The organism is Natranaerovirga pectinivora (genome assembly GCF_004342165.1).
Classification (GTDB): domain Bacteria; phylum Bacillota; class Clostridia; order Lachnospirales; family DSM-24629; genus Natranaerovirga; species Natranaerovirga pectinivora.
In genome coordinates, this window is the sequence record NZ_SMAL01000002.1 from 100,445 (window position 1) to 122,061 (window position 21,617).

21 protein-coding genes are annotated in these 21,617 nt (G+C 31.6%); 15 read left to right on the top strand and 6 right to left on the bottom strand.

Going from position 1 to position 21,617, the window contains the following annotated elements:
• Positions 1–63 precede the first annotated feature (63 nt).
• Together EDC18_RS03010 and EDC18_RS03015 are read right to left on the bottom strand one after the other, a co-directional pair.
• Positions 64–1,890, bottom strand: coding sequence for a sensor domain-containing diguanylate cyclase (locus tag EDC18_RS03010; RefSeq protein ID WP_132250161.1), 1,827 nt, complete (start codon positions 1,888–1,890; stop codon positions 64–66).
• A gap of 239 nt (positions 1,891–2,129) precedes the next feature.
• Positions 2,130–2,621: a hypothetical protein gene (locus tag EDC18_RS03015; RefSeq protein ID WP_132250163.1), complete on the bottom strand. Its 492-nt coding sequence runs from the start codon at positions 2,619–2,621 to the stop codon at positions 2,130–2,132.
• Between the two features lie 117 nt (positions 2,622–2,738).
• On the opposite strand from EDC18_RS03015, the gene EDC18_RS14480 reads away from it, so the two are divergent.
• The 5 genes from EDC18_RS14480 to EDC18_RS14835 all read left to right on the top strand — a co-directional run bounded on the left by EDC18_RS14480 (position 2,739) and on the right by EDC18_RS14835 (position 4,894).
• On the top strand, positions 2,739–2,915 hold the full coding sequence (locus EDC18_RS14480) for a hypothetical protein (RefSeq protein ID WP_165878455.1): 177 nt from the start codon (positions 2,739–2,741) through the stop codon (positions 2,913–2,915).
• Between the two features lie 25 nt (positions 2,916–2,940).
• Positions 2,941–3,333, top strand: a complete 393-nt coding sequence (locus EDC18_RS03020; protein ID WP_165878456.1) for a DUF8058 family membrane protein — start codon at positions 2,941–2,943, stop codon at positions 3,331–3,333.
• A gap of 21 nt (positions 3,334–3,354) precedes the next feature.
• On the top strand, positions 3,355–3,996 hold the full coding sequence (locus EDC18_RS03025) for a DUF998 domain-containing protein (RefSeq protein ID WP_132250167.1): 642 nt from the start codon (positions 3,355–3,357) through the stop codon (positions 3,994–3,996).
• A gap of 54 nt (positions 3,997–4,050) precedes the next feature.
• Positions 4,051–4,668 (top strand): GNAT family N-acetyltransferase, encoded by a 618-nt coding sequence (locus tag EDC18_RS03030; protein ID WP_132250169.1) that lies wholly within the window; start codon positions 4,051–4,053, stop codon positions 4,666–4,668.
• Between the two features lie 121 nt (positions 4,669–4,789).
• Positions 4,790–4,894, top strand: a complete 105-nt coding sequence (locus tag EDC18_RS14835; protein WP_279230900.1) for a protein adenylyltransferase SelO family protein — start codon at positions 4,790–4,792, stop codon at positions 4,892–4,894.
• A 143-nt stretch (positions 4,895–5,037) separates the two neighbouring features.
• Here the strand turns inward: EDC18_RS14835 and EDC18_RS03040 are convergent, their stop codons facing one another.
• Positions 5,038–6,096: a serine hydrolase domain-containing protein gene (locus EDC18_RS03040; protein ID WP_132250171.1), complete on the bottom strand. Its 1,059-nt coding sequence runs from the start codon at positions 6,094–6,096 to the stop codon at positions 5,038–5,040.
• 239 nt (positions 6,097–6,335) lie between these two features.
• Between EDC18_RS03040 and EDC18_RS03045 the strand changes: the two genes are divergently transcribed.
• Together EDC18_RS03045 and EDC18_RS03050 are read left to right on the top strand one after the other, a co-directional pair.
• Positions 6,336–7,805, top strand: coding sequence for a protein adenylyltransferase SelO (locus tag EDC18_RS03045; protein WP_132250173.1), 1,470 nt, complete (start codon positions 6,336–6,338; stop codon positions 7,803–7,805).
• Between the two features lie 133 nt (positions 7,806–7,938).
• Entirely contained in the window at positions 7,939–8,574 is a 636-nt protein-coding gene (locus EDC18_RS03050) for a DUF421 domain-containing protein (protein ID WP_165878457.1), read from the top strand.
• Positions 8,575–8,632: 58 nt separating this feature from the next.
• Here the strand turns inward: EDC18_RS03050 and EDC18_RS03055 are convergent, their stop codons facing one another.
• The 3 genes from EDC18_RS03055 to EDC18_RS03065 form a co-directional block, all read right to left on the bottom strand.
• Positions 8,633–10,477, bottom strand: coding sequence for an ABC transporter ATP-binding protein (locus tag EDC18_RS03055; protein ID WP_132250178.1), 1,845 nt, complete (start codon positions 10,475–10,477; stop codon positions 8,633–8,635).
• Positions 10,477–12,234: an ABC transporter ATP-binding protein gene (locus EDC18_RS03060; RefSeq protein ID WP_132250180.1), complete on the bottom strand. Its 1,758-nt coding sequence runs from the start codon at positions 12,232–12,234 to the stop codon at positions 10,477–10,479. Before EDC18_RS03060 ends, EDC18_RS03055 begins: the two co-directional genes overlap by 1 nt.
• A gap of 100 nt (positions 12,235–12,334) precedes the next feature.
• Entirely contained in the window at positions 12,335–12,760 is a 426-nt protein-coding gene (locus tag EDC18_RS03065; RefSeq protein WP_132250182.1) for a MarR family winged helix-turn-helix transcriptional regulator, read from the bottom strand.
• A gap of 261 nt (positions 12,761–13,021) precedes the next feature.
• Between EDC18_RS03065 and truA the strand changes: the two genes are divergently transcribed.
• The 8 genes from truA (at position 13,022) to EDC18_RS03105 (ending at position 21,602) form a co-directional block, all read left to right on the top strand.
• A complete protein-coding gene (gene truA, locus EDC18_RS03070) occupies positions 13,022–13,768 on the top strand; it encodes a tRNA pseudouridine(38-40) synthase TruA (protein ID WP_132250184.1) in 747 nt (248 codons plus the stop codon).
• A gap of 318 nt (positions 13,769–14,086) precedes the next feature.
• A complete protein-coding gene (locus tag EDC18_RS03075; protein ID WP_132250186.1) occupies positions 14,087–14,614 on the top strand; it encodes a hypothetical protein in 528 nt (175 codons plus the stop codon).
• Positions 14,615–14,755: 141 nt separating this feature from the next.
• A complete protein-coding gene (locus tag EDC18_RS03080) occupies positions 14,756–15,376 on the top strand; it encodes a hypothetical protein (protein WP_132250188.1) in 621 nt (206 codons plus the stop codon).
• 10 nt (positions 15,377–15,386) lie between these two features.
• On the top strand, positions 15,387–17,090 hold the full coding sequence (locus EDC18_RS03085; protein WP_132250190.1) for a GMC family oxidoreductase N-terminal domain-containing protein: 1,704 nt from the start codon (positions 15,387–15,389) through the stop codon (positions 17,088–17,090).
• A 258-nt stretch (positions 17,091–17,348) separates the two neighbouring features.
• Positions 17,349–18,404, top strand: a complete 1,056-nt coding sequence (locus EDC18_RS03090; protein WP_132250192.1) for a calcium/sodium antiporter — start codon at positions 17,349–17,351, stop codon at positions 18,402–18,404.
• Between the two features lie 831 nt (positions 18,405–19,235).
• Entirely contained in the window at positions 19,236–19,493 is a 258-nt protein-coding gene (locus tag EDC18_RS03095) for a YkgJ family cysteine cluster protein (protein ID WP_132250194.1), read from the top strand.
• Between the two features lie 52 nt (positions 19,494–19,545).
• The gene (locus EDC18_RS03100; protein WP_132250196.1) at positions 19,546–20,232 is read left to right on the top strand and encodes a response regulator transcription factor; all 687 of its coding nucleotides are present in this window, start codon (positions 19,546–19,548) and stop codon (positions 20,230–20,232) included.
• Positions 20,232–21,602 carry a sensor histidine kinase gene (locus EDC18_RS03105; protein ID WP_132250198.1) on the top strand — a complete coding sequence of 457 codons (1,371 nt, stop codon included), beginning with the start codon at positions 20,232–20,234 and terminating at the stop codon, positions 21,600–21,602. The genes EDC18_RS03100 and EDC18_RS03105 overlap by 1 nt, the downstream gene beginning before the upstream one ends.
• Positions 21,603–21,617 lie beyond the last annotated feature (15 nt).

The following is a 21,617-nucleotide window of genomic DNA, read 5'->3' on the forward strand; positions in this document are numbered from 1 at the left end:
TTATACTGGAAGACTCTTATATCTATAACTTTACCTATGAAATCCGTAAAATAATTTACTGTACTAACAAGACCTATTTCTACCACTTTCTTTTGCATAGTACAAAGAACGATCAGCTTTATTAATAAAGGAACTCATCGTGTCTTTAGAGGTTATAATATTAGAATGTATTCCTAAACTCACAGTTACATAATCACTTACGGTAGATGTTTCATGAGGTATTTTAAGGCTTAATATGCTATGTCTAATTTCTTCAGCAATTATTTTTGATTGATCATAATTTGAATTAGAAAGCAATATAACAAACTCTTCACCACCATAACGAGCACCAATACCTTTATGTTGTCTTACTATTGATTTTAATGTTTTAGCGATTGCTTTTAAACAATTGTCACCTTCTAAATGTCCATAAGTATCATTAAACTGTTTGAAATAATCTATATCAAGCATTATAATGGACAGAATTCTATTTGTTTGTATAGAGGCATTCCATTCTTTTTCTAATTTTTCTTTAAAATAGCGCCTATTGCCTAATTCAGTTAATGGATCTATATTGGATAAAGCTTTTAGTTTGCTATTTGAAATCTCTAAAGCTTTAGTTCTTTCAGCGATTTTTCCTTCAACATCTTTATTTAATCTTTCTAACTGAATTAATATTCTATCATTTTCTATAGATAAAGCAGAAGCTCTTTCATATTCGTCTTTAAATTGCCAAGCTAAGAATATAGATTGAAGAATCATAAAAAAAACAATGCCAATAGATAGAAGTTCCGGTGTATTTATAAAGGTTAATTCTCTTAGGATATCATTTAGACCGGAGTATAAGATTACCAAGCCTCCTGTAAGCATAATATGAAATCCCCTAATGTTATTAGTGATACCTGTTTTAACTAAGATACAAAGTTTATAAGTACCCCAAATGACAAACAAAAAAGAACCATATTCGAAAATAAAATCATATACTCTAACATTTGTTAAAGCAATCATTATAAAAACAGCAAGGCAGAAATAAGCAATGTATTTGTTTTCATTTGGTTTACCCATTTTGAAAATTTTGTTTATGTATATTATTAATAAAGGAATTAATAAAAAAGCAGACAAATACCCTAGTTTCATTAATAGCTCAGGATGAATATTTGGAAAAATTCTAACAAGGACTCTCTCATTTACAATGGATACTCTTAGCGCGATTATCAAAGATATTAGTGCTAAAGTGATCAATGAGTATTCTCGTTTTTGATAAAAATATAGAACAAAATAATAAAAAGTGATTAAAAGCAAACTTCCAAATATAATACCTTCTTTTATAATGTTATAACTACTGTATTGAATAATTTTATTAATTGGGCCAAAATGAATTTCTCTTAGGCGTATTCTTCTATGATGATAATTAGCAATTTGAATGACAATCTCTATGTTTTCTGTTTCTGTCGTAAAAAAAACTTCTAAAGGAAAATAATAAGGCGCATAGGCTTCTTTACTCTTAGTTACATTACCATTAGATACTAAGGGCTCTCCATTAACCCATATTTTATTAGCAGAGGATAAGTAATTTCCTTTTAATCCATAAACTTGAGCTATATCATCAACTTTAATATTTAACCTTAAAGTAGCATAACCATTATAATTAATAGATTGGTTATTTATAGATAATGCAGTTAATTCAATAGGGAGATTAATAAATGTTTTAGGATAATTGTTAAAGTCCGATTCTTTTGGCTCTAATAGCTCACCCCAATATAATTCCCAAGGGCCATTAAGTGTTACTAGATTGTGAGATGCATAGGAAGCTTCTGAATAAACAGGTTTTTTATTGTAAGTTACTTGTAATATTATTATAATAATTAAAAAGAGTAAGACTATTGGCAAGAATAATTTTTCGATTTTCATTAGCACACCTCAAAAAGAATATTATCTGTAAAGTAGGTAATATGTATTATAAATGTATTATACAATTATTATCTTGTAAGAGCAATTATTATTTCTAATAATATGACATCTGTTGTAAATTTTTGTTAAAAGAAATAATCCTACAATGATAATTAATAGGGCACTAGACTAGTTGGATCTGGTGCACAAATTAAAGGAGTAGCCTCAGAAATCATTCTGAGGCACTCATTTCTGCATATTTATCTACACATAACAATAACTTCATAAGGTGTAGTTTGTGGAGGTATGCTTCTCGTAGTAGGTCCATAGGTTACGATCAAATAGCGATTTCTAAGGTCACCTGTAAAGGTTTGCCCATTTTCAAGTAATATCTCTGTAATGGGACCTATATTTAATTTTAGTGATCCATCACCACTTAGCAGTTGATTATCAAAAAAATCTACTTTTATGTTATAATAATTAGGTGCCTTTGACATTACCACTGCCTCTAATTGTGGCGGATATATTAAGGGCAATGGGACATTTGGGTCATAAAATCCAATTACTAAATCACCTTCAATTAACTGTTCACGGTTTGTAAAATAAGTTTGTGGTGTTACAACAAAATTAACAATACTATCAAAACCATCTTGTACAGATATAATCTTATAACACCCTGAGTGTCGCTCATCTTCTGTCCAGAAATTACTTATATCTATAATGTTACCTATGAAATTCATAAAATAATTCATTGTATATCAAACCTTTAAGTTAGTATAGTTATATATTATTCATTATAATATTTATATAAACTTGTTCGTATACTTAAAAATAAAAAATTTATAGTAAAAAGAATGGAGGTGTACAGTATGGCAAAGGTTTTGGCTATAGTAACATTATTATTACTGGTTTTAACGGCAGGCTGTGGATTTTCAATACATTATGGAGGAGAGTCATTTCAAAATGCTATTAAAGGGCATATGATTTTAGGTGTTTTAACAATTGTATCAATAATTGCATTAATCATTACAATATTTATAGGGTAAAAGTAAAAAAAAGGGAGGTGTTATGATGAAACAAGAAAAAATGGCATCTATATTTTCTATAGGGATGGGAATATCAATGCTTGGTATGTGGATGATGTTTTATATTACTGGAAATATACCTGAATTGGAATCTAAGCCTATTGAATTAGGGATGCACTTGTTAGCAGAAATCGCTACAGCAATTATATTAATAATTGGTGGGATAGGCGTAATTAAAAGTAAACATTGGGGCGTACATATTTATTTTATTTCTATGGGGATGTTGCTTTATACCATACCAAATAGTGCAGGTTATTTTTTGGAAAATAAAGAGTATGGATTGGTTATAATGTTTGGAATTTTCTTAGTGGCATCCCTTATTTTTCTAGTATCAATGCTTAGGATAGCTAATGGTAGATATAAGAATGCTAAGAATTAAAGTAATCTTGGGGGACTAGATATGAAAAGGAAAAAATTAATTAATTGGCTCTGTTTATCAGGAATTATCAGTCTGGTTTTTTATATTCTACATACAAGTGTAGGGGCGATGTATTATCCAGGATATGATTGGATGAGTCAAGCAGTAAGCGATCTAACAGCAATAAATGCACCATCTTTTATGATTGCAAATGGATTGGCTTCGGTATATGCTTTGTTTGCTTGTTTAAATGTTGTATTGGTTTGTATCATTATTCAAGGAAAAGGGAATAGAGCTTTAAGGCTGGGAATATATCTTTTTGCGGTAATGAATTGGGTATCAGCAATTGGATATGCACTTTTTCCTCTATCAGATAGTGGGTATGGAGGAACTTTTCAAGATATAATGCATGTATATGTTATAACCTTGCTAGTTGTTATGTTGTCCATTGTATCTCTTGTTTTAATTATTATCGGTGGATTTAAAAAAGATAGGAAATATAAGTCTTTAGGAATATGGGCAATTATTGCATTAGTATGTATGTTCATAGGTCCAATGGGTATGGCTATAGTGCCAAAGTCATATTTTGGAATTGTTGAGCGCTTTAGTGTGTACAGTGCAGTAGTATTCAATGCTATTCTGGGGATGTATGGGTTTGCTTTTTTTGATAGAATTGAGCGATAAGAAATATAGGAATGGAATTATTAAAACTTACTGTGTATACACAAAGGAGAAATTATGTATTTAAATAAGACAAATGCAGTTTATGAAGTATTGGAAGGAGATACAAATAATTTAGAAGACATATATATAAGATATTCTAAAGCATTTCCAGAAAATGAAAGAAAAAGTTTAGAACAGCTAAAAAAATTGATGATCACAGGGGATTATAAATTACTCTTATTAAAAGAGGCTCAAAAAGGTGAGATAAATGGCTATGCATTTGTATATATAATAAATGATCAAAAGACCCTATGGCTTGACTACATAGTCATTCAAGAAGGATATAAAGGCAAAGGGGTGGGAAGTGAATTTTTCAATAAGATACTCAAGTATTTTGGAAAGGAATACATAGGTATGTTTATGGAGGTTGAAATGCCTGACGGAAATGATATCAATCAAGAAAGAAGATTAAATTATTATAAAAAACTTGGAGCATCTATTGTATCAATGGAGTATAAACTTCCAACTAATGATGGGGGATTTGAAATGTATCTTATGTATCAATCAATTAATAATATGATACTAACTAAGAATCATATAATGGGTTCTATTAAGAAAGTATACGAGGTTATTCATTCTGATATAAATGATACAGAAGCATTATATCAACAAGTAATTAATACAATAGGTTAATAAAAGTTCTCTCGTATTATTTTGAGAGTATTGAAAAATTTAATATATAAGCATAAAAAATTTCTCATTACCCTAATAGGTATGAGAAATTTTTGGTTTTTAATAGTTCTGTAGCATTTCTATTGGTGCTTATGCTGGTCATCAATTTGGGCATTTTGTAATGTTAGGTGATGGCAGAGTTATTTTATTAGGCGAACAAATAACACCATTAATGGAGCAGTGGTGATGAATATCCAATTTATTTTACAATATATTATGAAGATATAGGTACTAGTAATTTAACCATATTTAACTAATAAAGTTCTCTCATATTTGAGAGAACTTTTAATTATAATAAATATGATTATAAAGATTTCGCTTCGTAGCACCTTAAATATCCGCCATATACCTTATGAATTTTATTATAATAGCATCCATATTTGATTTATGATCGTTAGACAAAATTATAATAGCTGTATCATCTTTCATATTATAAAAAAGGTAGGAGTGATACCCATCAATATATCCATTGTGGCTTACTCTTGTGTTGTTTATAATCCACCCATAAGAATAGGAATCCTTATAGGGAGTAAGCATTTCTTTAGTGGTTTTTTCATTAATTAGTGTATTATTTTTAATAGCTCTAACAAATTCATATAAATCTTCTACAGTAGAATAAATACCTCCAGTTGAATAGTATAATGATGGATGAAAATAAGTTGTTTTAAATGTAAATGTAAAGGGATTAGCTAGTCTTTCTGGAGGGTATATTGTAAACCCTGTATCAGGCATATCTAGAGGTTTCGATATATATTCATTGATATAATCACCATAAGATAAACCGCTTACTAGTTCTATTATTTTACCTAATATCATATAACCTGTATTGCTATAAGAATATCTCTCACCAGGCAAAGCATTTCTTGACAGACTATTTGTAAATTCATAAAATTGATTAAAGAAATCATCGGACATAATACTATTTTCATTAACTATACTGAAATAATTATTTCTGTCTAAACCAGAAGTGTGGGTAAGCAAATGGTGTATGGTAATTTTCTCGCCCCCAATAAAATCAGGGAAGTATTTATCAATGGTATCCATTACATTCAGCTTTCCTGCTTCTTGAAGCTGCATAATAGCCATAGCAGTAATGGGTTTTGTTATAGACCCTATATAATAAATTGTATCTTCAGTATTTTGAAGATTTGTACCATTTGAATAACCATATCCTTTATGAACATAAATTTGTCCATTCTTTGCTAATAAAATTGAACCGTTGAATTCCAAGTTATTTAAATAGTCATCAACCTTCGTTTGAAAATCAACAAGTATTTGATTAGATGCATCATCAACAACATGAGTGTTGGTATTTGAACTTTGAGTACACCCAAGGAGTGTAGTAATTATTAAGGTAATAATGAAATAAACTTTCATTTTAGCTATCATTGTAAACCCCCTTAAACTATAATATTACATATGTAATATTATAGTTTAAGGATTTAAAACTGTCAATATAATAATATAAGAAGTTTTTTATGTTTTCTTGTAATAAGCTAAAATAGATATATATAATATATTTATACTAATAAATAATAGTATAATAATTTTTTCATTAGAAGAAAATAATACTGTATTGTTTTATGTAAATAATAGTTTAAATACTTGATAAATAAGAAGGAGATAAAATGATTGATAAGAAAGATGATATAATATGGAATTTTGATAACAGTTATGCTCAATTGCCCAAAATATTTTATTCACATCTTAAACCAATGCCTGTAAAAGCACCAAAAGTTAGCATTATAAACAATAAACTAGCAAAAGAGCTTGGCTTAGATGCTCACGCATTGGAACATAAAAATGGATTAGAAATTCTTGGAGGAAATTATATACCTAAAGATGCCTTTCCTGTTGCACAAGCATATGCAGGTCATCAATTTGGGCATTTTACAATGTTAGGAGATGGCAGAGCTATTTTATTAGGTGAACAAATAACACCTTCTGGTGAAAGAGTAGATATTCAACTTAAAGGCTCTGGGAGAACACCTTATTCTAGAGGCGGAGATGGAAGAGCAACCTTAGGCCCTATGTTACGGGAATATATTATTAGTGAAGCCATGTATGGTCTTGGGATTCCAACGACTCGTAGCTTAGCAGTTGTAACCACGGGTGAGGACGTTATTAGAGAAACAGTTTTACCAGGTGCAATTCTAACCCGTGTGGCAGCTTCTCACTTAAGAGTTGGTACCTTTGAATATGCTGCAAGATGGGGATCAGTTGATGACTTAAGGGCATTAGCCGATTATACTTTGGAAAGACATTTTCCAGATTATAAATCAGAAGAAAACAAATACCTCTACCTTCTTAAAGAAGTGATAAAAAGACAAGCACAATTGATTACAAAATGGCAAATGGTTGGCTTTATCCATGGTGTTATGAATACTGATAATATGACCATCAGTGGGGAAAGTATTGATTATGGACCTTGTGCTTTTATGGATACCTACAATCCTTTAACTGTTTTTAGTTCAATTGATAGGCAAGGGCGATATGCTTATGGTAATCAACCTCATATTGGAGGTTGGAATCTTTCGAGACTTGCTGAAACATTAGTCCCACTACTCCACATAGATGAAGATGAAGGCTTAATATTGGCTCAAGATGCCATTACAGAATATGGTGAGTTATATGAAAAATATTGGCTTTCTGGAATGAGAGCTAAACTTGGTCTATTTAATGAGGAAGTAGAAGATAAAGAACTCATAGAAAATTTGTTGATAACGATGGAAAAATACAAAGTAGATTTTACAAATACATTTCGTGGATTAACATTAAATAAGATAGAAAGAACAGCTCTCTTTGACAAAGAAGACTTTAGTCAGTGGTTAGTAATGTGGGATAAGAGAAGAAGTAGACAAAAAGAATCAAAAGAAGATTCTTATAAATTAATGAAAAGAAATAATCCTTCAGTAATTCCCAGAAATCATAGGGTAGAAGAAGCATTAGAAGCAGCAGTGAACAATGGTGATAGTAGTGTTATGGAAAGACTATTGGAAGTTCTTTCCAAACCATATGATTATACTGAAGAACAAGAGGCTTATACAACACTACCTGATGCATCTTGTAGTTCTTATCGAACTTTTTGTGGCACTTAATTATAGAGATACAAAACAATAAATTCTCTCGAAAGTTTCGAGAGAATTTTTATTATAAGTTATATAAAGTAATATTATGGAAAAACTAATAGTTAATACTGAACGTTCAATAATGACAAAAGGAGTGGGAAGTATGAGCGAAATAGTAACTATATTAATGAGAACAGTCATAATGTTCGTAGTTGTATTATTTGTATTTAGGTTACTTGGAAAAAAAGAGTTTGGAGAACTGACAATAATAGATTTCGCCGTATCCTTAATGATAGCAGAATTAGCAGTTATTGCAATTGAGGATTTAGAAGTATCATTAATTAGAGGTATATCCCCCATACTTTTACTAGGATTCCTTCAATTAAGCCTGGAATCCATTGAACTAAAAAGTCAAGCCTTCAGAGATATAGTAGAAGGAAGACCTGTTATGATTATTGAAGAGGGCAAGTTGAATCAGCATAATATGAAAAAAAACAAATATGATCTTGACGATATGTTATTTCAGCTAAGAGAACAAGGTATTTCAGATATAAGGGAAGTAGAATATGCAGTCTTAGAAAGATCTGGTAACTTATCTATATTTAAAAAGGGAGATAATTTTACAGTACCTTTGATTCAAGATGGGGATTTATTAGATGATAATTTAAGAATTATTAAAAAGAATAAGGAGTGGTTATTATCTGAATTAGACATTAAAGGGTATAAAAAAATTAAGGATATTTTTTATTGCAGTTATATGAATGGAGAGTTTTTTATTGAAATGAAACAAAAAAGATAAGCCTATAAAACCTTAAGACTAAAGCTTTTATAGGCTGGGTTAAGTTAGGATTCTTTAATTAGGATGCTTGCTCAAATTGGCTATTATACAATTCTGCATAAAAACCATTATGTTCAAGAAGGTCATCGTGCTTGCCACTTTCAATAATGTCTCCGTCTTTCATAACAAGGATTAAATCAGCATTTTTAATGGTAGAAAGTCGGTGTGCAATGACAAAAGAGGTCCTACCTATTGTTAATTTATCCATTGCTTCTTGAATAAGAAGTTCTGTTCTAGTATCCACAGAACTTGTTGCCTCATCAAGAATCAACATAGGCGCATTTTCAATCATAGCACGGGCAATAGTAATCAATTGTTTTTGTCCTTGAGAAAGATTGGCTTTGTCATTCAGAACCGTATCATAACCATTAGGTAATGTACGGATAAAATGATCTATACCAACAGCTTTACAGGCTTTTTCTAATGCTTCATTGCTCACATTAGGTTTGCTATAAACAATATTCTCTCGAATAGTTCCTTCAAAGAGCCAAGTGTCTTGAAGTACCATACAAAATAATGCATGCACTTTTTCACGTGTTAATTGGCTAATAGGTGTACCATCAATGAGAATCTCTCCTTCATTGGTCTCATAAAAACGCATTAAAAGATTGATGATTGTAGTTTTACCTGCACCTGTAGGACCTACGATAGCAATTTTTTGCCCAGCTTTTGCTTTAGCTGAAAATCCGTTAATAATAATTTTGTCTTCGTCATAACCGAATTTCACATTTCTAAATTCAATATTGCCTTGTGTTATTGTCAGAATCTCACTTTTATGGCTTTCATCTTCTAATTCTTTTTCTTCTAAGAATTCAAAAACACGTTCACTAGCTGCCGTTGTTGACTGTAAATTCGTTGCTGCTTGAGCCATTTGTGACAAAGGTTGAGTAAAAAGCCTAACATAAATCATAAAAGCAACAATTACACCGAAAGTAATATACCCATTCATTGCAAGGGCAGCACCTACAACACAAACAGTAACATATCCTAAGTTACCAATGAAAGTCATAATAGGCATCATAAGACCGGATAAAAACTGAGATTTAAAGGCACTTTCATAAAGATCGTTATTTATTTTTTCAAAAGTTTCTTTTGCTTTTTCTTCACCGTTATATACTTTTACAATATTATGTCCGGCATAAATTTCTTCTATATGACCATTAATAGCACCTAAGTACTCTTGTTGGCGCATAAAATGTTTTTGAGATTTACCCATAATAATCATCATCAGAACAAAACCAATAATGGTAGCAAAAATAGCTGCCACTGTCATAAGCACATTTGTGATTAACATCATAAATAAAGATCCAAAGAACAATGTTATAGCACTTACAAGGGTACCAAGACTTTGGTTCATGGTCTGACCAATGGTATCCACATCATTGGTTACACGGCTGAGAACGTCCCCATAACTATTGGTATCAAAGTACTTTAGAGGCAAACGATTTATTTTTTTAGAGATTGAAGTACGTAGGCTTTTAGAAATTCTCTGAGTAATTGTTGCCATAATAAATCCTTGGCTAAAAGTTAATACTGCGCTAAGGCCGTATAAAATAACCAAAGTTGTAGATATGGTTACAATGGCATTAATATCAATACCTGTTATAAGTCCGGCAGTTATGAGGTCTGTTATTTTACGGAGTTGACTTGGCCCAATGATAGTAAAAACAGTCCCTATAGCAGAGAATAAAAGAGCAATTATAATTGCAGGAACATATGACTTGGAATAATTCATTAATTTGCCCCAAGTTTTTTTAAATTCTTTTGGTTTTTCTCCTGGTCGCATACCTGGAGGTCCTCCTAAATGGCTCTGACGCCTGTTGTGTTTTTTATGATCACCGATAGTGTATTCATTTCTACTCATTATGCCAGTTCCTCCTTAGACAATTGTGAATATGCAATTTGTTGATAAACCTCACAAGACTCCAGTAATTCGTGATGTTTGCCAATGCCAACGATTTTTCCTTCATCAAGGACAATAATTTTATCAGCATCCTTTATGGTGCCAATTCTTTGAGCCACAATAAGGTTTGTTACATTAGAAGTTTCTTTTTTAAGAACACTTCTAAGGATTCGATCAGTTTTATAATCAAGAGCAGAAAAGGAATCATCAAAAATATAGATTTCTGGTTTTCTACAGACTGCACGAGCAATGGAAATACGTTGTTTCTGACCACCTGAGACATTGGCACCACCTTGTGATATAGAAGCTTCATATCGACCTTCCATCTTCTCAACAAATTCTGAGGCTTGTGCAATTGATAGGGCTTTTTCAATATCATTAAGGGAATATGTATTACAGCCACTATCACCGTAACCAACATTTGAAGCAACGGTGCCACTAAAAAGTACAGCCCGTTGGGGCACATAACCAAGTTTGTTGTGTAGTGATTTTTGTTGATAGTCTTTTACATTGATACCATTTACTAAAACTTCACCTTCTGTTGCATCATAAAATCTAGGAATAAGATTAATTAATGTACTTTTACCGCTACCAGTTGAACCTATAAAGGCAACGGTTTCACCTCTATGTGCTTTAAAGTTAATATTCTTAAGGACATAATCAGAAGAGTCAGGGTACTTAAAACTCACATTACGAAATTCTAATTCACCCTCAATACCATTAGTTGAATCTGTAATATGACCGTCAATAATAGTTGGCTTTGTATCTAAAACTTCATTAATACGCTTTGCAGAAACAGCTGCACGAGGTAGCATAATAAATATAATTGTAAGCATCATAAAGGCCATAACAATTTGCATAGCATAGGCAGAAAAAACAACCATATCAGAAAATAGTATTAGCTTATTGCCCATTCCTGCTGAGTTAATGAGATAAGCACCTATCCAATAAATTGAAAGACTCAAGCCGCTCATAATGACACCCATACCAGGTTGTATGATTGCCATTACTCGATTAACAAAGAGTTGGGTAGATGTCAATTCACCATTAGCTTTTTCAAATTTTTCTTCTTGATAGCTTTCTGCATTATAGGCACGAACAACACGAAGACCTGAAAGGTTTTCTCTTGTAACACGATTAAGATTATCTGTAAGACCTTGAATTTTTTTGAATTTTGGTATGGCAAATATAACAATTGTTAGGATCATTAAAAGTAAAACCCCTACAGCACCACCAGTAGCAGCACTCCATTGCCAGCTTTTGCCTGATATTTTTATAATGGCCCAAATTGCGAGAATAGGCGCTTTTACGATAACCTGTAAGCCCATTGCCACAACCATTTGTAATTGGGTAATGTCGTTAGTTGAACGTGTTATTAAACTTGATGTAGAAATACCATTGATCTCTTCCATAGAAAAAGATTCTACTTTACTAAACAATTTGGAACGTAGTCTTTTGGATAATCCAGCGGCAACTCTTGCAGCAAAGTATCCAACAATAAAGGAAGCCACTAGGCTAAGTAGTGCACAAAGTAACATCCATCCTCCCGCTATAAAAATTTCTGAGAGTGCATTGCTATCTGTTTGAACCAATAATGTGATCTCTGCCATATAGTCAGGTAGTTTTAGATCAAAGTAAACTTGAGCAACAATAAAAATAAGACTAAAACCAATGATTGCCCATTCTTTTTTCTTTAGATATTTAAAAATTTTTACCATTAAAGTTTTCTCCTTTATACTTAATTATTGAGATTGTTAGATTTGAAATTGTAAGTGTGCTAACAATATAATCATATTTTTAAGCCGACTCATTTGCGACTTATTCTAGATTTTTTTTTATCTTATCCATGGTTGCAAAGAAAGCATCTAACTCTTCTTGGGAAATACCTTTTATAAACAGTTCTTCTAATAAATTAATTTCTTCAGCGATGATAAAATAATACTCAATGGCTTTTTGAGTCAGTACGATTTTTTTTAGTCTTCCATCATACTCTACAGAATGTCTGGTGATAAGACCATTCTTTTCCATTAACTGTAGAATTTTAGTTGAAGTGGAACGTCTGATTGAAAATTCGTCTTCAAAGTCCTTTTGAAAAATATCTTTATTACGATTTTCATATAGGAATGTGATTGCCCAACTGTGCATCGGTGTTATACTATTTAAATGAGAGCGACTTTCCATACGCCTTCTTATTAAATTGGTCAAGGTTCTTAGTTCAAAACCAATGGTTCTTTTATCTTCCATTATGCACCCCTATTAGAAATTATGTTAGTGTACTAACTATTATAATTTGTTTTTTTATACTTTTCAATAGTTTTTAGGTTTATATGACAAAATAATAGTATTAATGTTAAAAAGATGATAATATGTGAAGAATATAGATGACTTTTATAGAAGATGAATGTATTATAAGCCAACTCTTTATAGTTAGATAGTATTATTTGTGTAGCTATGGTAGAATAAGTCTATTGTTACGAACTATTATAAAAAGGACGTGTTAAAGAAATGAAAAATTATAAAATGGTTGTAGCCTATGATGGTAGAAGATATAAAGGTTTTAGAAAAACAAAAGACAATGATGATAAAACCATTCAAGGTAAGTTAGAAATGATACTTTTTAAACTGTTTGAATCTCAAATAGAAGTTGTAAGTGCTGTTAATACAGACGCTGGTGTACATGCCCTACAACAAGTTGTACATTTTAAGGTGCCAGATTCAAAAATGACTGAGGCTGGTATTTATCATTATTTTGAGGAATTTTTACCAGATGATATTGTTGTGATATCGGTTGAAGAAGTAGAAGATAGATTTCATAGTAGGTATAATATAAAAAGTTTGACCTATGAATACCGTTTGTGGAAAAAAGATACGCGTAATCGCCCATTGTTTGAAAGACAATATGTCAAAGTGATGGAAAGTCCTTTAGACGTAGGGAAAATGAAAAAAGCTGCAATATCTTTCTTGGGTGAACATGACTTTAGTGCTTTTTCAACTAAAAGTAAAGTGAATAGTTCAGAAAAAAATATTATGGCATTGGATATTGAAGAAACAAACAATGAAGTAATCATAAAAATAAAGGCAGATGGTTTCTTACTAAATATGGAAAGAATCATAGTAGGAACATTGGTTCAAATAGGCCTTGGTCAGAAAAAGATAGATTCTATAGAGCGTGCTTTTAAATATAAAAAGAAAGAAGATATCGGGCATAAAGCAATGGGACATGCATTGTGTTTAATTGATGTAGAATATTAATAGTTTGTTTATATATTAGATAAAGCTAAGGGAGAAAAATTCAACCTTAGCTTTATTTATTAAAGAATAATAAAAAGTAATAGATAAAAGACAAGAAGTTATAAATATATTAACTTGACCATATATTATATGGATATAAAAATGTAAAGCTGGTATTGGTAATCGCCCTTTTCCAAGGAATTCGTTAGGAGGTGAACAGAGAAAGTATAACGGTATATCGAGGATAACAATTATTAAAAGATAAAAAAAATTAGTTCCTTGAAATTATATTGATAAATGGTATAATAGTATTATAAACGGCTGTTAAGGAGGTTTATTATGGACTATATTATTGAAGAAGTAAAGGGGTTTTATAAGATTATAAAACTAAAAGAATTTCGAAGAACTCCAGGAGTGGATTTTGATATCTTGCCTAAGTCTCATATTCCTGATATTCATGCAATTGACAGAGTTATACATAAAAGTGCTGCAGTTTCACCAGGAGCTATTGGTGATGTTAAGAGGCCTTGGTATATGCATCCGCACCAAGCAGATAATTTAATGGTTCTCTACGGTACAAGGCATGTAGATATTTATTCATTGGAACATAAAGTTATGAAAAGCTTTACTGTAACACCTAATAAAGTTGTATCAGAGGGGAAAGTTATTTGCAATGAGGGGGCTGTACTTGTATGGTCCACTAATGTTTTTCATAGAATAGTAAGTGGTGAAGAAGGCTCTGCTTCTTTAAACTTAGCGGAACATAGTGAAGGCTTCGATATAAAAACAAACTTTAACATTTATGATTTAGATATTGATACAGGAGAATATAAGGTCCTGAGAGTAGGTCATTTAGATCAATTTTAACCATATAACGAATTATTTTTAAAGTCATTTATCTAGTTACTTAGGTATTTGGCTTTTTTTATACTTATAAATAATATATTTCAAATAGGAATCATAGAATTTTATAGAGGATTATATATAAAGGATATAAGTGGGTGGAGTATGAATCACACAATAAGAGCACAAGATGAGAGTGGGGTAATACATACTAGACAGACATTTAGAGCATTTGTTGATGCAACAATTCCACAAACAACTGAGTTAGCAATTGAATTTGGAGAGATGCAATACTTTGGTGCATTAGACTTTGATATTGATCAGTTTATGATTTATTTGCTAAACAGAGTTGATGTAATACCCTTAGCCATCCCGACTGCAATAATGTTAGATATGGCTGCTGAAGAGTTAGTTGCAAATGAAGGTAATGATCATTTTTTGAATTTTTCAGTTTACGAAGGAGGAGGGGCTTTTGCTGCCCTTGCACCAAGTGATCGTTTTAGGGCTATTATTTTATTAGAAGAACTTAGAATTAATTTAGAAAACTTACCTTTTCCTTATCAAAACAATCCAGCGCTTGTTTTATCGGTTACAAATTCGCTAAATCGAATAACAACAATGGGGTATTATTCTGAATGGTGGGGATATGGTACAACACGTTTAGAAGAGCCTGATGATCGTGTATTAGAATATTTACCTTTATCTTGGGAACAAGTTGGGTATCCAAGGCCTTCATTGGGTTATAGAGCATTTAGAAGGTATCTATATGAGGAATTTACAGAATAGGAGAGAAACTATGAATAGGGATGCAGATGTTATTATAATTGGTGCAGGTGCAGGTGGCCCTGTAGTAGCTAAAGAACTTGGAGAGCAAGGCATAAAAGTACTATTGCTTGAAGCTGGGCCATGGTATGGCAATAGAAAATGGCCTAGCCCAAATACTGATCCAGGTGGTATAAGCAGTTCAGATTATGAGGATTTAAGTAGCGAGATATTGGATAGGAATTTTACAGATTTAGAAGACGATATGAATAATTTTGTTACAGGAAAATTCAGATGGGGTCCAGCTAATAGGGATTTGCCGCCTTGGTCTAGGGAAACTTTAAACAAAGGATTAATTTGGCAAAATTCTGGTGTAGGAGGGTCAACCCTTCATTACTTTGCAAATTCCCCTAGAGCCTATCCCTCTGCTGTAGATAATATTTGGCCAATATCCTATGATGAACTAATACCTTACTATCAAAAGGTGGAAACAATATTACCTGTTTACCCAGCTCCAGCAACGGCAAAAGAAGATTTGTTTTATTATGGTGCTGAAAAAGCAGGTTGGGAAGCAATTAATACATTTAATGTCACACGTCCTGGTTTTAGACCACAACCTAACGCAATACTACGACCAGATCCTCGCTTAAATGATCCAAACTTTGATTTTGCATTACAAGAATCTATAGGCTGTACACTACGGGGGCATTGTGTTAACGGGTGTCATATAGGACCAACCATAGAGTCTATGGCTAAAAGGTCCACATTTGCAAGTTACATTCCAAGTGCATTACAAACAGGTAATGTTGAAGTAAGGCCAAATACATTTGTAACAAAAGTACTAACTGAAAAAGGCTCTAATGAAGGATTAAGAGCGACTGGCGTTTTGTATAGAGATACGTGGACAGGAGAAACAGGAGAATTAAGGGCTCAAGTTGTAGTAATGGCAGCAGGGGCAATAGAAACACCACGATTATGGTTAAACTCTGAATTACCACAGAATCCTTGGGTAGGAAAAGGTTTGGTAAACCATTTGTTTGATTGTGTATCAGGTATATTTGATGAAAAGACCTTAATAGATATACTAGGTGTCCCTAGTATTGATCCATTTATTGGTCAAAATTCAGCTGCCAGGTTTGACCATCCTGGATTAGGGGTTATTCAACCTTTTGGTTTAACGCCTGGATTATTTTCTTCAATGGTATATTCCACAAGTGATAGTGGTTATAATTTTTTAAATACCCCTAGGGATGATGCCCCATGGGATATTGAAGGATTAGTGGTAGGGCAACAACTTAAAGAATTTATGGAAGATTATCCAAGAACATTAAGCCTTTTAATCTTCACTGATGATGAAGTTAATCAAAACAATGGCATATCATTAAGCAATCGTAGAGATGAAAATGGTTTTATACCAGTAATCAGTTATCGACCTAGTAAAAAAGATATAGAAAATAGAGATAGATTAGCTGTTATTGCTGCAGATATTTTAAGGAAAGCAGGGGCAAAAAAAATTATCCGCTCTAACTGGCCACCTGAAATCTTTATACATATTCAAAGTACAATGCGTATTGGTTTGGTGACAGATACAGACTGTGAAGCCCATCAAGTGAAAGGATTGTATATTGCAGATAATAGTATCCAATATAATGGATTAGGTGGACCAAATCCCACCCTTACAACTCAAGCTTTGGCAACACGCACCTCGGAAAAGATAATAATGAAGTATTTTAGTTAAGTATAACAGGGATAATATAAATTGGTGTTGATGCAAATTTAAATTGACAAACCCCAAAAAAATAAATTATAATAAAAGTGTTAGAGGGAGTAACTGCCTTCATTAAGGAATTAAAGTCGTCATTTCGGAAAGTTTTCCCGGCTTTAATGACAATATGTCTTGTGAGACTCTACAAAAAGTATAATCTAATTTTAGTTAGATTGTATTCTTTGTGGGGTCTCTTTTTGTTTATTATTATATATCATAGGAGGGTTTATTTTGGATCAAATTATTTTTACATATTTAAGTGCTGTTCCAACTTTAGTACTAGTATTCATCATTGCTATATCTTTATATCTTCTGAGTAAAGGTGCTGATTTGTTAGTAGATCAAGCAGTTAATCTTTCGTTGTATTGGGGGATACCTAAAATAATTATAGGAGCTACAATTATATCTCTAGGGACTACTTTACCAGAAGTTACAGTATCTGTTTTATCAGCTATTAAAGGGAATCCAGATATGGCACTAGGTAATGCCATTGGATCTATTATAACCAATACAGGGTTAATTATCGGGTTGGCTTCTTTTGTGGGTAGGCTACCAGTGAACCGCGTATTGGTTAGAAGACAAGGTAATATTCAAGTTTTAACAGGGATTTTACTTACTGTAGTAAGTGTTTTGGCATTGTTTTTCAGCAGTGGGAATATAGGACAATGGATTGGTTGGGTGTTTTTAATACTACTAATAGTGTACATACATATTTCTATTAAATGGGCGAAAGAGCCATCAAAAAAGGATATAGCTAAATTTACTCAATTAGCTTCTACTATGGAAGAAAGTGCTGTTGCTGAAGAGGTGATTAGTGTATCTAAAAGTTTTGTTGGATTAAAATTGTTAAAGCTAATAGGAGGAATGGCTTTAGTAATTGGAGCATCCCAGATCTTAATACCAGCTGTTGAAATTTCAGCCATTCGCATTGGCATACCTCAAAGTGTTATTGCAGCCACATTAATTGCCTTTGGAACAAGTTTACCAGAAGTGGTTACAGGGATTAAATCTGTAAAAAAAGGTCATGGTGAAATTGCAATTGGTAATATTATTGGTGCGAATATTTTAAATATACTCTTTGTAGTTGGGGGAGCAGCAGCTGTAACGTCGGGAGGTCTAGATGTACCATTTAACTTTTTTAGACTTCAGATCCCAATCATGGTTTTTATATTAGTGGTTTTTCAAATATTACTGTTAAGGAAGAAGGAAGAAATAGATAAGAAGAAAGGGAGCCTTCTCCTAGTTATTTATTTGGCATATATAATATTGAATTATATACAAATCTAAAAGGGAACAAAAAATAAGTAGTCGATTTTGCTTAATACAAATCGACTACTTACCATACCCTATTCAAATATAAATTGTACATAAAATAATAAATAGTACATTCCTTTCAATTGTAAACCATAAAGCATTATACTTGTTATAATAGCAATAAACTTACAAACATATAAATTTTTATTGATGGTTAAAACTAAACTATCATTAAAACTGAAAAAGGTTTAATACATGTTTAAAACAAAGAAACTATAGAACAAATCATAAAAATAAAAAAACCCAACTTCTAAACCAACTACTGAATACCAAAACATTTGATAAAACTGTAATAAGTGAATAGGGTATGTAGGAAGAATGGAGTCTTTCTTCCTTAACTGTATTATAGCATATAATATTAATAAAAGAAAGTATAAATTTTATTTTTTTAATAGTTTCTTTTAAAATAATAAACAAAATATACGAAAACAAATTAATGACAAAAATTACTGAAAAAACAATATATTATAATATTACGATTAAATTGAGAATTAACTATTGTTAGAGAAGGTGCATAAAAATACTGAATCGTATATCAGTTATCAACGGTTATAAATATAGACCAAATTATTGTTCTTGAAAAGGAAAAATTACTGGTAGAGGGACACATCTAGAGTTAATGAATTGTCATCCACTTTATAGAAAATTAGCTGAACAACAGTTGACAAGAGATTGATTAAGTTGTATTAATGCATTATAATTAATAAGAGTAGAATTTTATGAAGTAATGTTAAGTGATTTAAAGAAATAATAGAGTATTCCTTCAGGCAAATAGCTTGAAGGAATTTTTAATAGGAGGCAATTATGGAATGTAGATTAGGTTGTGGGGCCTGTTGTATTGCACCATCAATATCTTCACCGATACCAGGTATGCCTAATGGGAAACCTGCAGGGGTTAGGTGTATTCAATTAACAAAGGATAATAACTGTAAAATATTTGGTGAAAAAGAAAGACCTAAAGTATGTGGCAATTTGAAACCTTCTCGTGAAATGTGTGGGGAAAGTAACAAAGAGGCATACTTATATCTAGAAGACCTTGAAAAGGCTACTGCAATAGAATAAAATAAAGTATATAAGAAAAGGTCATCAGTCCCATAAGTAAAGGAGGAATAAGATGAAGCATTTCTTACTTGTTGAAGATGAGAAAATTCTTGCTAAAAATATTGCATTTTTTCTAGAACGTGAAGGATACAAAGTGGATATAGAATATGATGGTGAAGCAGGGTTAATTGCTTATAATACACATGCTTATGACTTAATTTTACTTGATTGGACATTGCCTAAAAAAGATGGTTTAGAAGTATGTAAAACCATTAGAAAAGAGTCTAATATCCCTATCATAATGATTACTGCAAAAGGTGAAATATACGATAAGATTATTGGTTTAGAGCTAGGTGCAGATGATTATATTGTTAAACCCTTTGACCAAAGAGAAATGCTTGCTAGAATACATGCATTACTAAGAAGAAATGAAAATGGTAACAATGAAAAAAGCAATGATCAGTGGCTTGAGTATGAAGGCCTTAAATTAGATCGAGAAAAGCTATTAATACTATATAATCATCAAAATATAGAACTCACAGCCAATGAGTATAAATTAATGGAAATATTAATGAAAAAACCTCAAAATGTATACTCAAGAGAGTTTTTGTATGAAGAAGTTTGGGGCGGATTATTAGGATACAATGAAAGAACTGTTGATGTAACCATTAGTAGATTGCGAAAAAAGTTAATGGAACTTTCAGGTAAAAAATTCTTTCATGCAGTAAGAGGATTGGGGTACCGTTTAGGAGGAAATTAATGAAGATTCAATATCAATTATGGTTAATCTACTCTACTTTATTTATCATTGTTAGTATTTCAGTGTTTGTGGTTATTTCTAATCGGTATGAAAAACATTTGCAAACAGGATATGAACAATTAACCATTACACAAGGTGTTACAATGCTAGATAGATTAAAAGATACATATCCCTATACACCGAACCGGAGTATGGGTTATCTTAGAACTTTTAGTAATCAACTTAACACACGTTTGATTATATTAGACCAAGAAAAAAGGGTTTATGCTGACAGCTTTGGCCAATTAAGCCAAGAAGCATCATTAAATATATCAATTCTACAAAGAGAAAAAGAATTTATTTCAGAGTTCTATAATACCCAGCAGTATGGATACGTACAATATACTTTAGTACCTTTTGTAACGGAATTAGGTATGGAAGGGTATTTATTAATGATTGGAGAAGCAGACCAGTTATATAATGAAATAAATTCTTTTCAGTATTGGATTATACAGATGCTAATCATTGCAGTAACTATTTTCTTTATTGTTTCTTATTTTATTTCAAATTGGTTTTCTACGCCAATTCGTAAGATTATATTGCAGTTAAAAAAAATAACCCCTCAAAAAAGAAGCTTCACATTAAAATACAAAAGAAAAGATGAAATTAAAAAATTAATTGATGCAATAAAAAACATGGTAGAAGAAATGAATTTATACGATGAAAGACAACGACGTTTTCTAAGTACTTCTTCTCACGAATTAAAGACACCGTTGGCAACTATGCAACTCATTCTGGAAAACCTTCCTTATGTAAGGGAAGAAGAAGGAATGCATACTGAATTTGTACAAGATTTATTTTTTGAAGTTAATAAGATGAAAAAAATGGTTGAGCAATTAATAGAGATAAATAGAATATGGGACAAACCATTGGAAATAGAACTAGTAACGGACCAAGATTTAAAAAAACACATACAACAATCCTTCCAATACATTGCAGAGTCAAAAAATATAGTTATAGAATATGAATTAGATACCATAAAACTATATGTAGATAAAACAATGTTTTTAAGAGGTCTAGATAATATCGTTTCCAATGCCATAAGATATTCTACTAACAATCAATTGGTAAAAATAAGGGCTAAAAACCTTAAAGAAGAAACTCAGATCAGTATTATTGATAAAGGCATTGGTATAGCAAGGGAAGATGTGCAACATATTTTTGAACCTTTTTATCGTTCTAACGATGCAACCATTTGGAATCAAGAAGGTAGTGGATTAGGACTACACATTGTTAAACAAATGGTTGAGATGCATAAAGGAAGGGTTGAAATAGATACTGAAAAAAACAAGGGAACCACTGTGCACTTGTTTCTAAAAAAACCTAAGTAACAAAATTGTTACATT

Excerpts from the sequence above, each read along its gene's own strand:
- EDC18_RS03010 (WP_132250161.1), bottom strand. The coding sequence starts at position 1,890 with ATGAAAATCGAAAAATTATTCTTGCCAATAGTCTTACTCTTTTTAATT.
- EDC18_RS03015 (WP_132250163.1), bottom strand. The coding sequence starts at position 2,621 with ATGAATTATTTTATGAATTTCATAGGTAACATTATAGATATAAGTAAT.
- EDC18_RS14480 (WP_165878455.1), top strand. The coding sequence starts at position 2,739 with ATGGCAAAGGTTTTGGCTATAGTAACATTATTATTACTGGTTTTAACG.
- EDC18_RS03020 (WP_165878456.1), top strand. The coding sequence starts at position 2,941 with ATGAAACAAGAAAAAATGGCATCTATATTTTCTATAGGGATGGGAATA.
- EDC18_RS03025 (WP_132250167.1), top strand. The coding sequence starts at position 3,355 with ATGAAAAGGAAAAAATTAATTAATTGGCTCTGTTTATCAGGAATTATC.
- EDC18_RS03030 (WP_132250169.1), top strand. The coding sequence starts at position 4,051 with ATGTATTTAAATAAGACAAATGCAGTTTATGAAGTATTGGAAGGAGAT.
- EDC18_RS03040 (WP_132250171.1), bottom strand. The coding sequence starts at position 6,096 with ATGATAGCTAAAATGAAAGTTTATTTCATTATTACCTTAATAATTACT.
- EDC18_RS03045 (WP_132250173.1), top strand. The coding sequence starts at position 6,336 with ATGATTGATAAGAAAGATGATATAATATGGAATTTTGATAACAGTTAT.
- EDC18_RS03050 (WP_165878457.1), top strand. The coding sequence starts at position 7,939 with ATGAGCGAAATAGTAACTATATTAATGAGAACAGTCATAATGTTCGTA.
- EDC18_RS03055 (WP_132250178.1), bottom strand. The coding sequence starts at position 10,477 with ATGAGTAGAAATGAATACACTATCGGTGATCATAAAAAACACAACAGG.
- EDC18_RS03060 (WP_132250180.1), bottom strand. The coding sequence starts at position 12,234 with ATGGTAAAAATTTTTAAATATCTAAAGAAAAAAGAATGGGCAATCATT.
- EDC18_RS03065 (WP_132250182.1), bottom strand. The coding sequence starts at position 12,760 with ATGGAAGATAAAAGAACCATTGGTTTTGAACTAAGAACCTTGACCAAT.
- truA (WP_132250184.1), top strand. The coding sequence starts at position 13,022 with ATGAAAAATTATAAAATGGTTGTAGCCTATGATGGTAGAAGATATAAA.
- EDC18_RS03075 (WP_132250186.1), top strand. The coding sequence starts at position 14,087 with ATGGACTATATTATTGAAGAAGTAAAGGGGTTTTATAAGATTATAAAA.
- EDC18_RS03080 (WP_132250188.1), top strand. The coding sequence starts at position 14,756 with ATGAATCACACAATAAGAGCACAAGATGAGAGTGGGGTAATACATACT.
- EDC18_RS03085 (WP_132250190.1), top strand. The coding sequence starts at position 15,387 with ATGAATAGGGATGCAGATGTTATTATAATTGGTGCAGGTGCAGGTGGC.
- EDC18_RS03095 (WP_132250194.1), top strand. The coding sequence starts at position 19,236 with ATGGAATGTAGATTAGGTTGTGGGGCCTGTTGTATTGCACCATCAATA.
- EDC18_RS03100 (WP_132250196.1), top strand. The coding sequence starts at position 19,546 with ATGAAGCATTTCTTACTTGTTGAAGATGAGAAAATTCTTGCTAAAAAT.
- EDC18_RS03105 (WP_132250198.1), top strand. The coding sequence starts at position 20,232 with ATGAAGATTCAATATCAATTATGGTTAATCTACTCTACTTTATTTATC.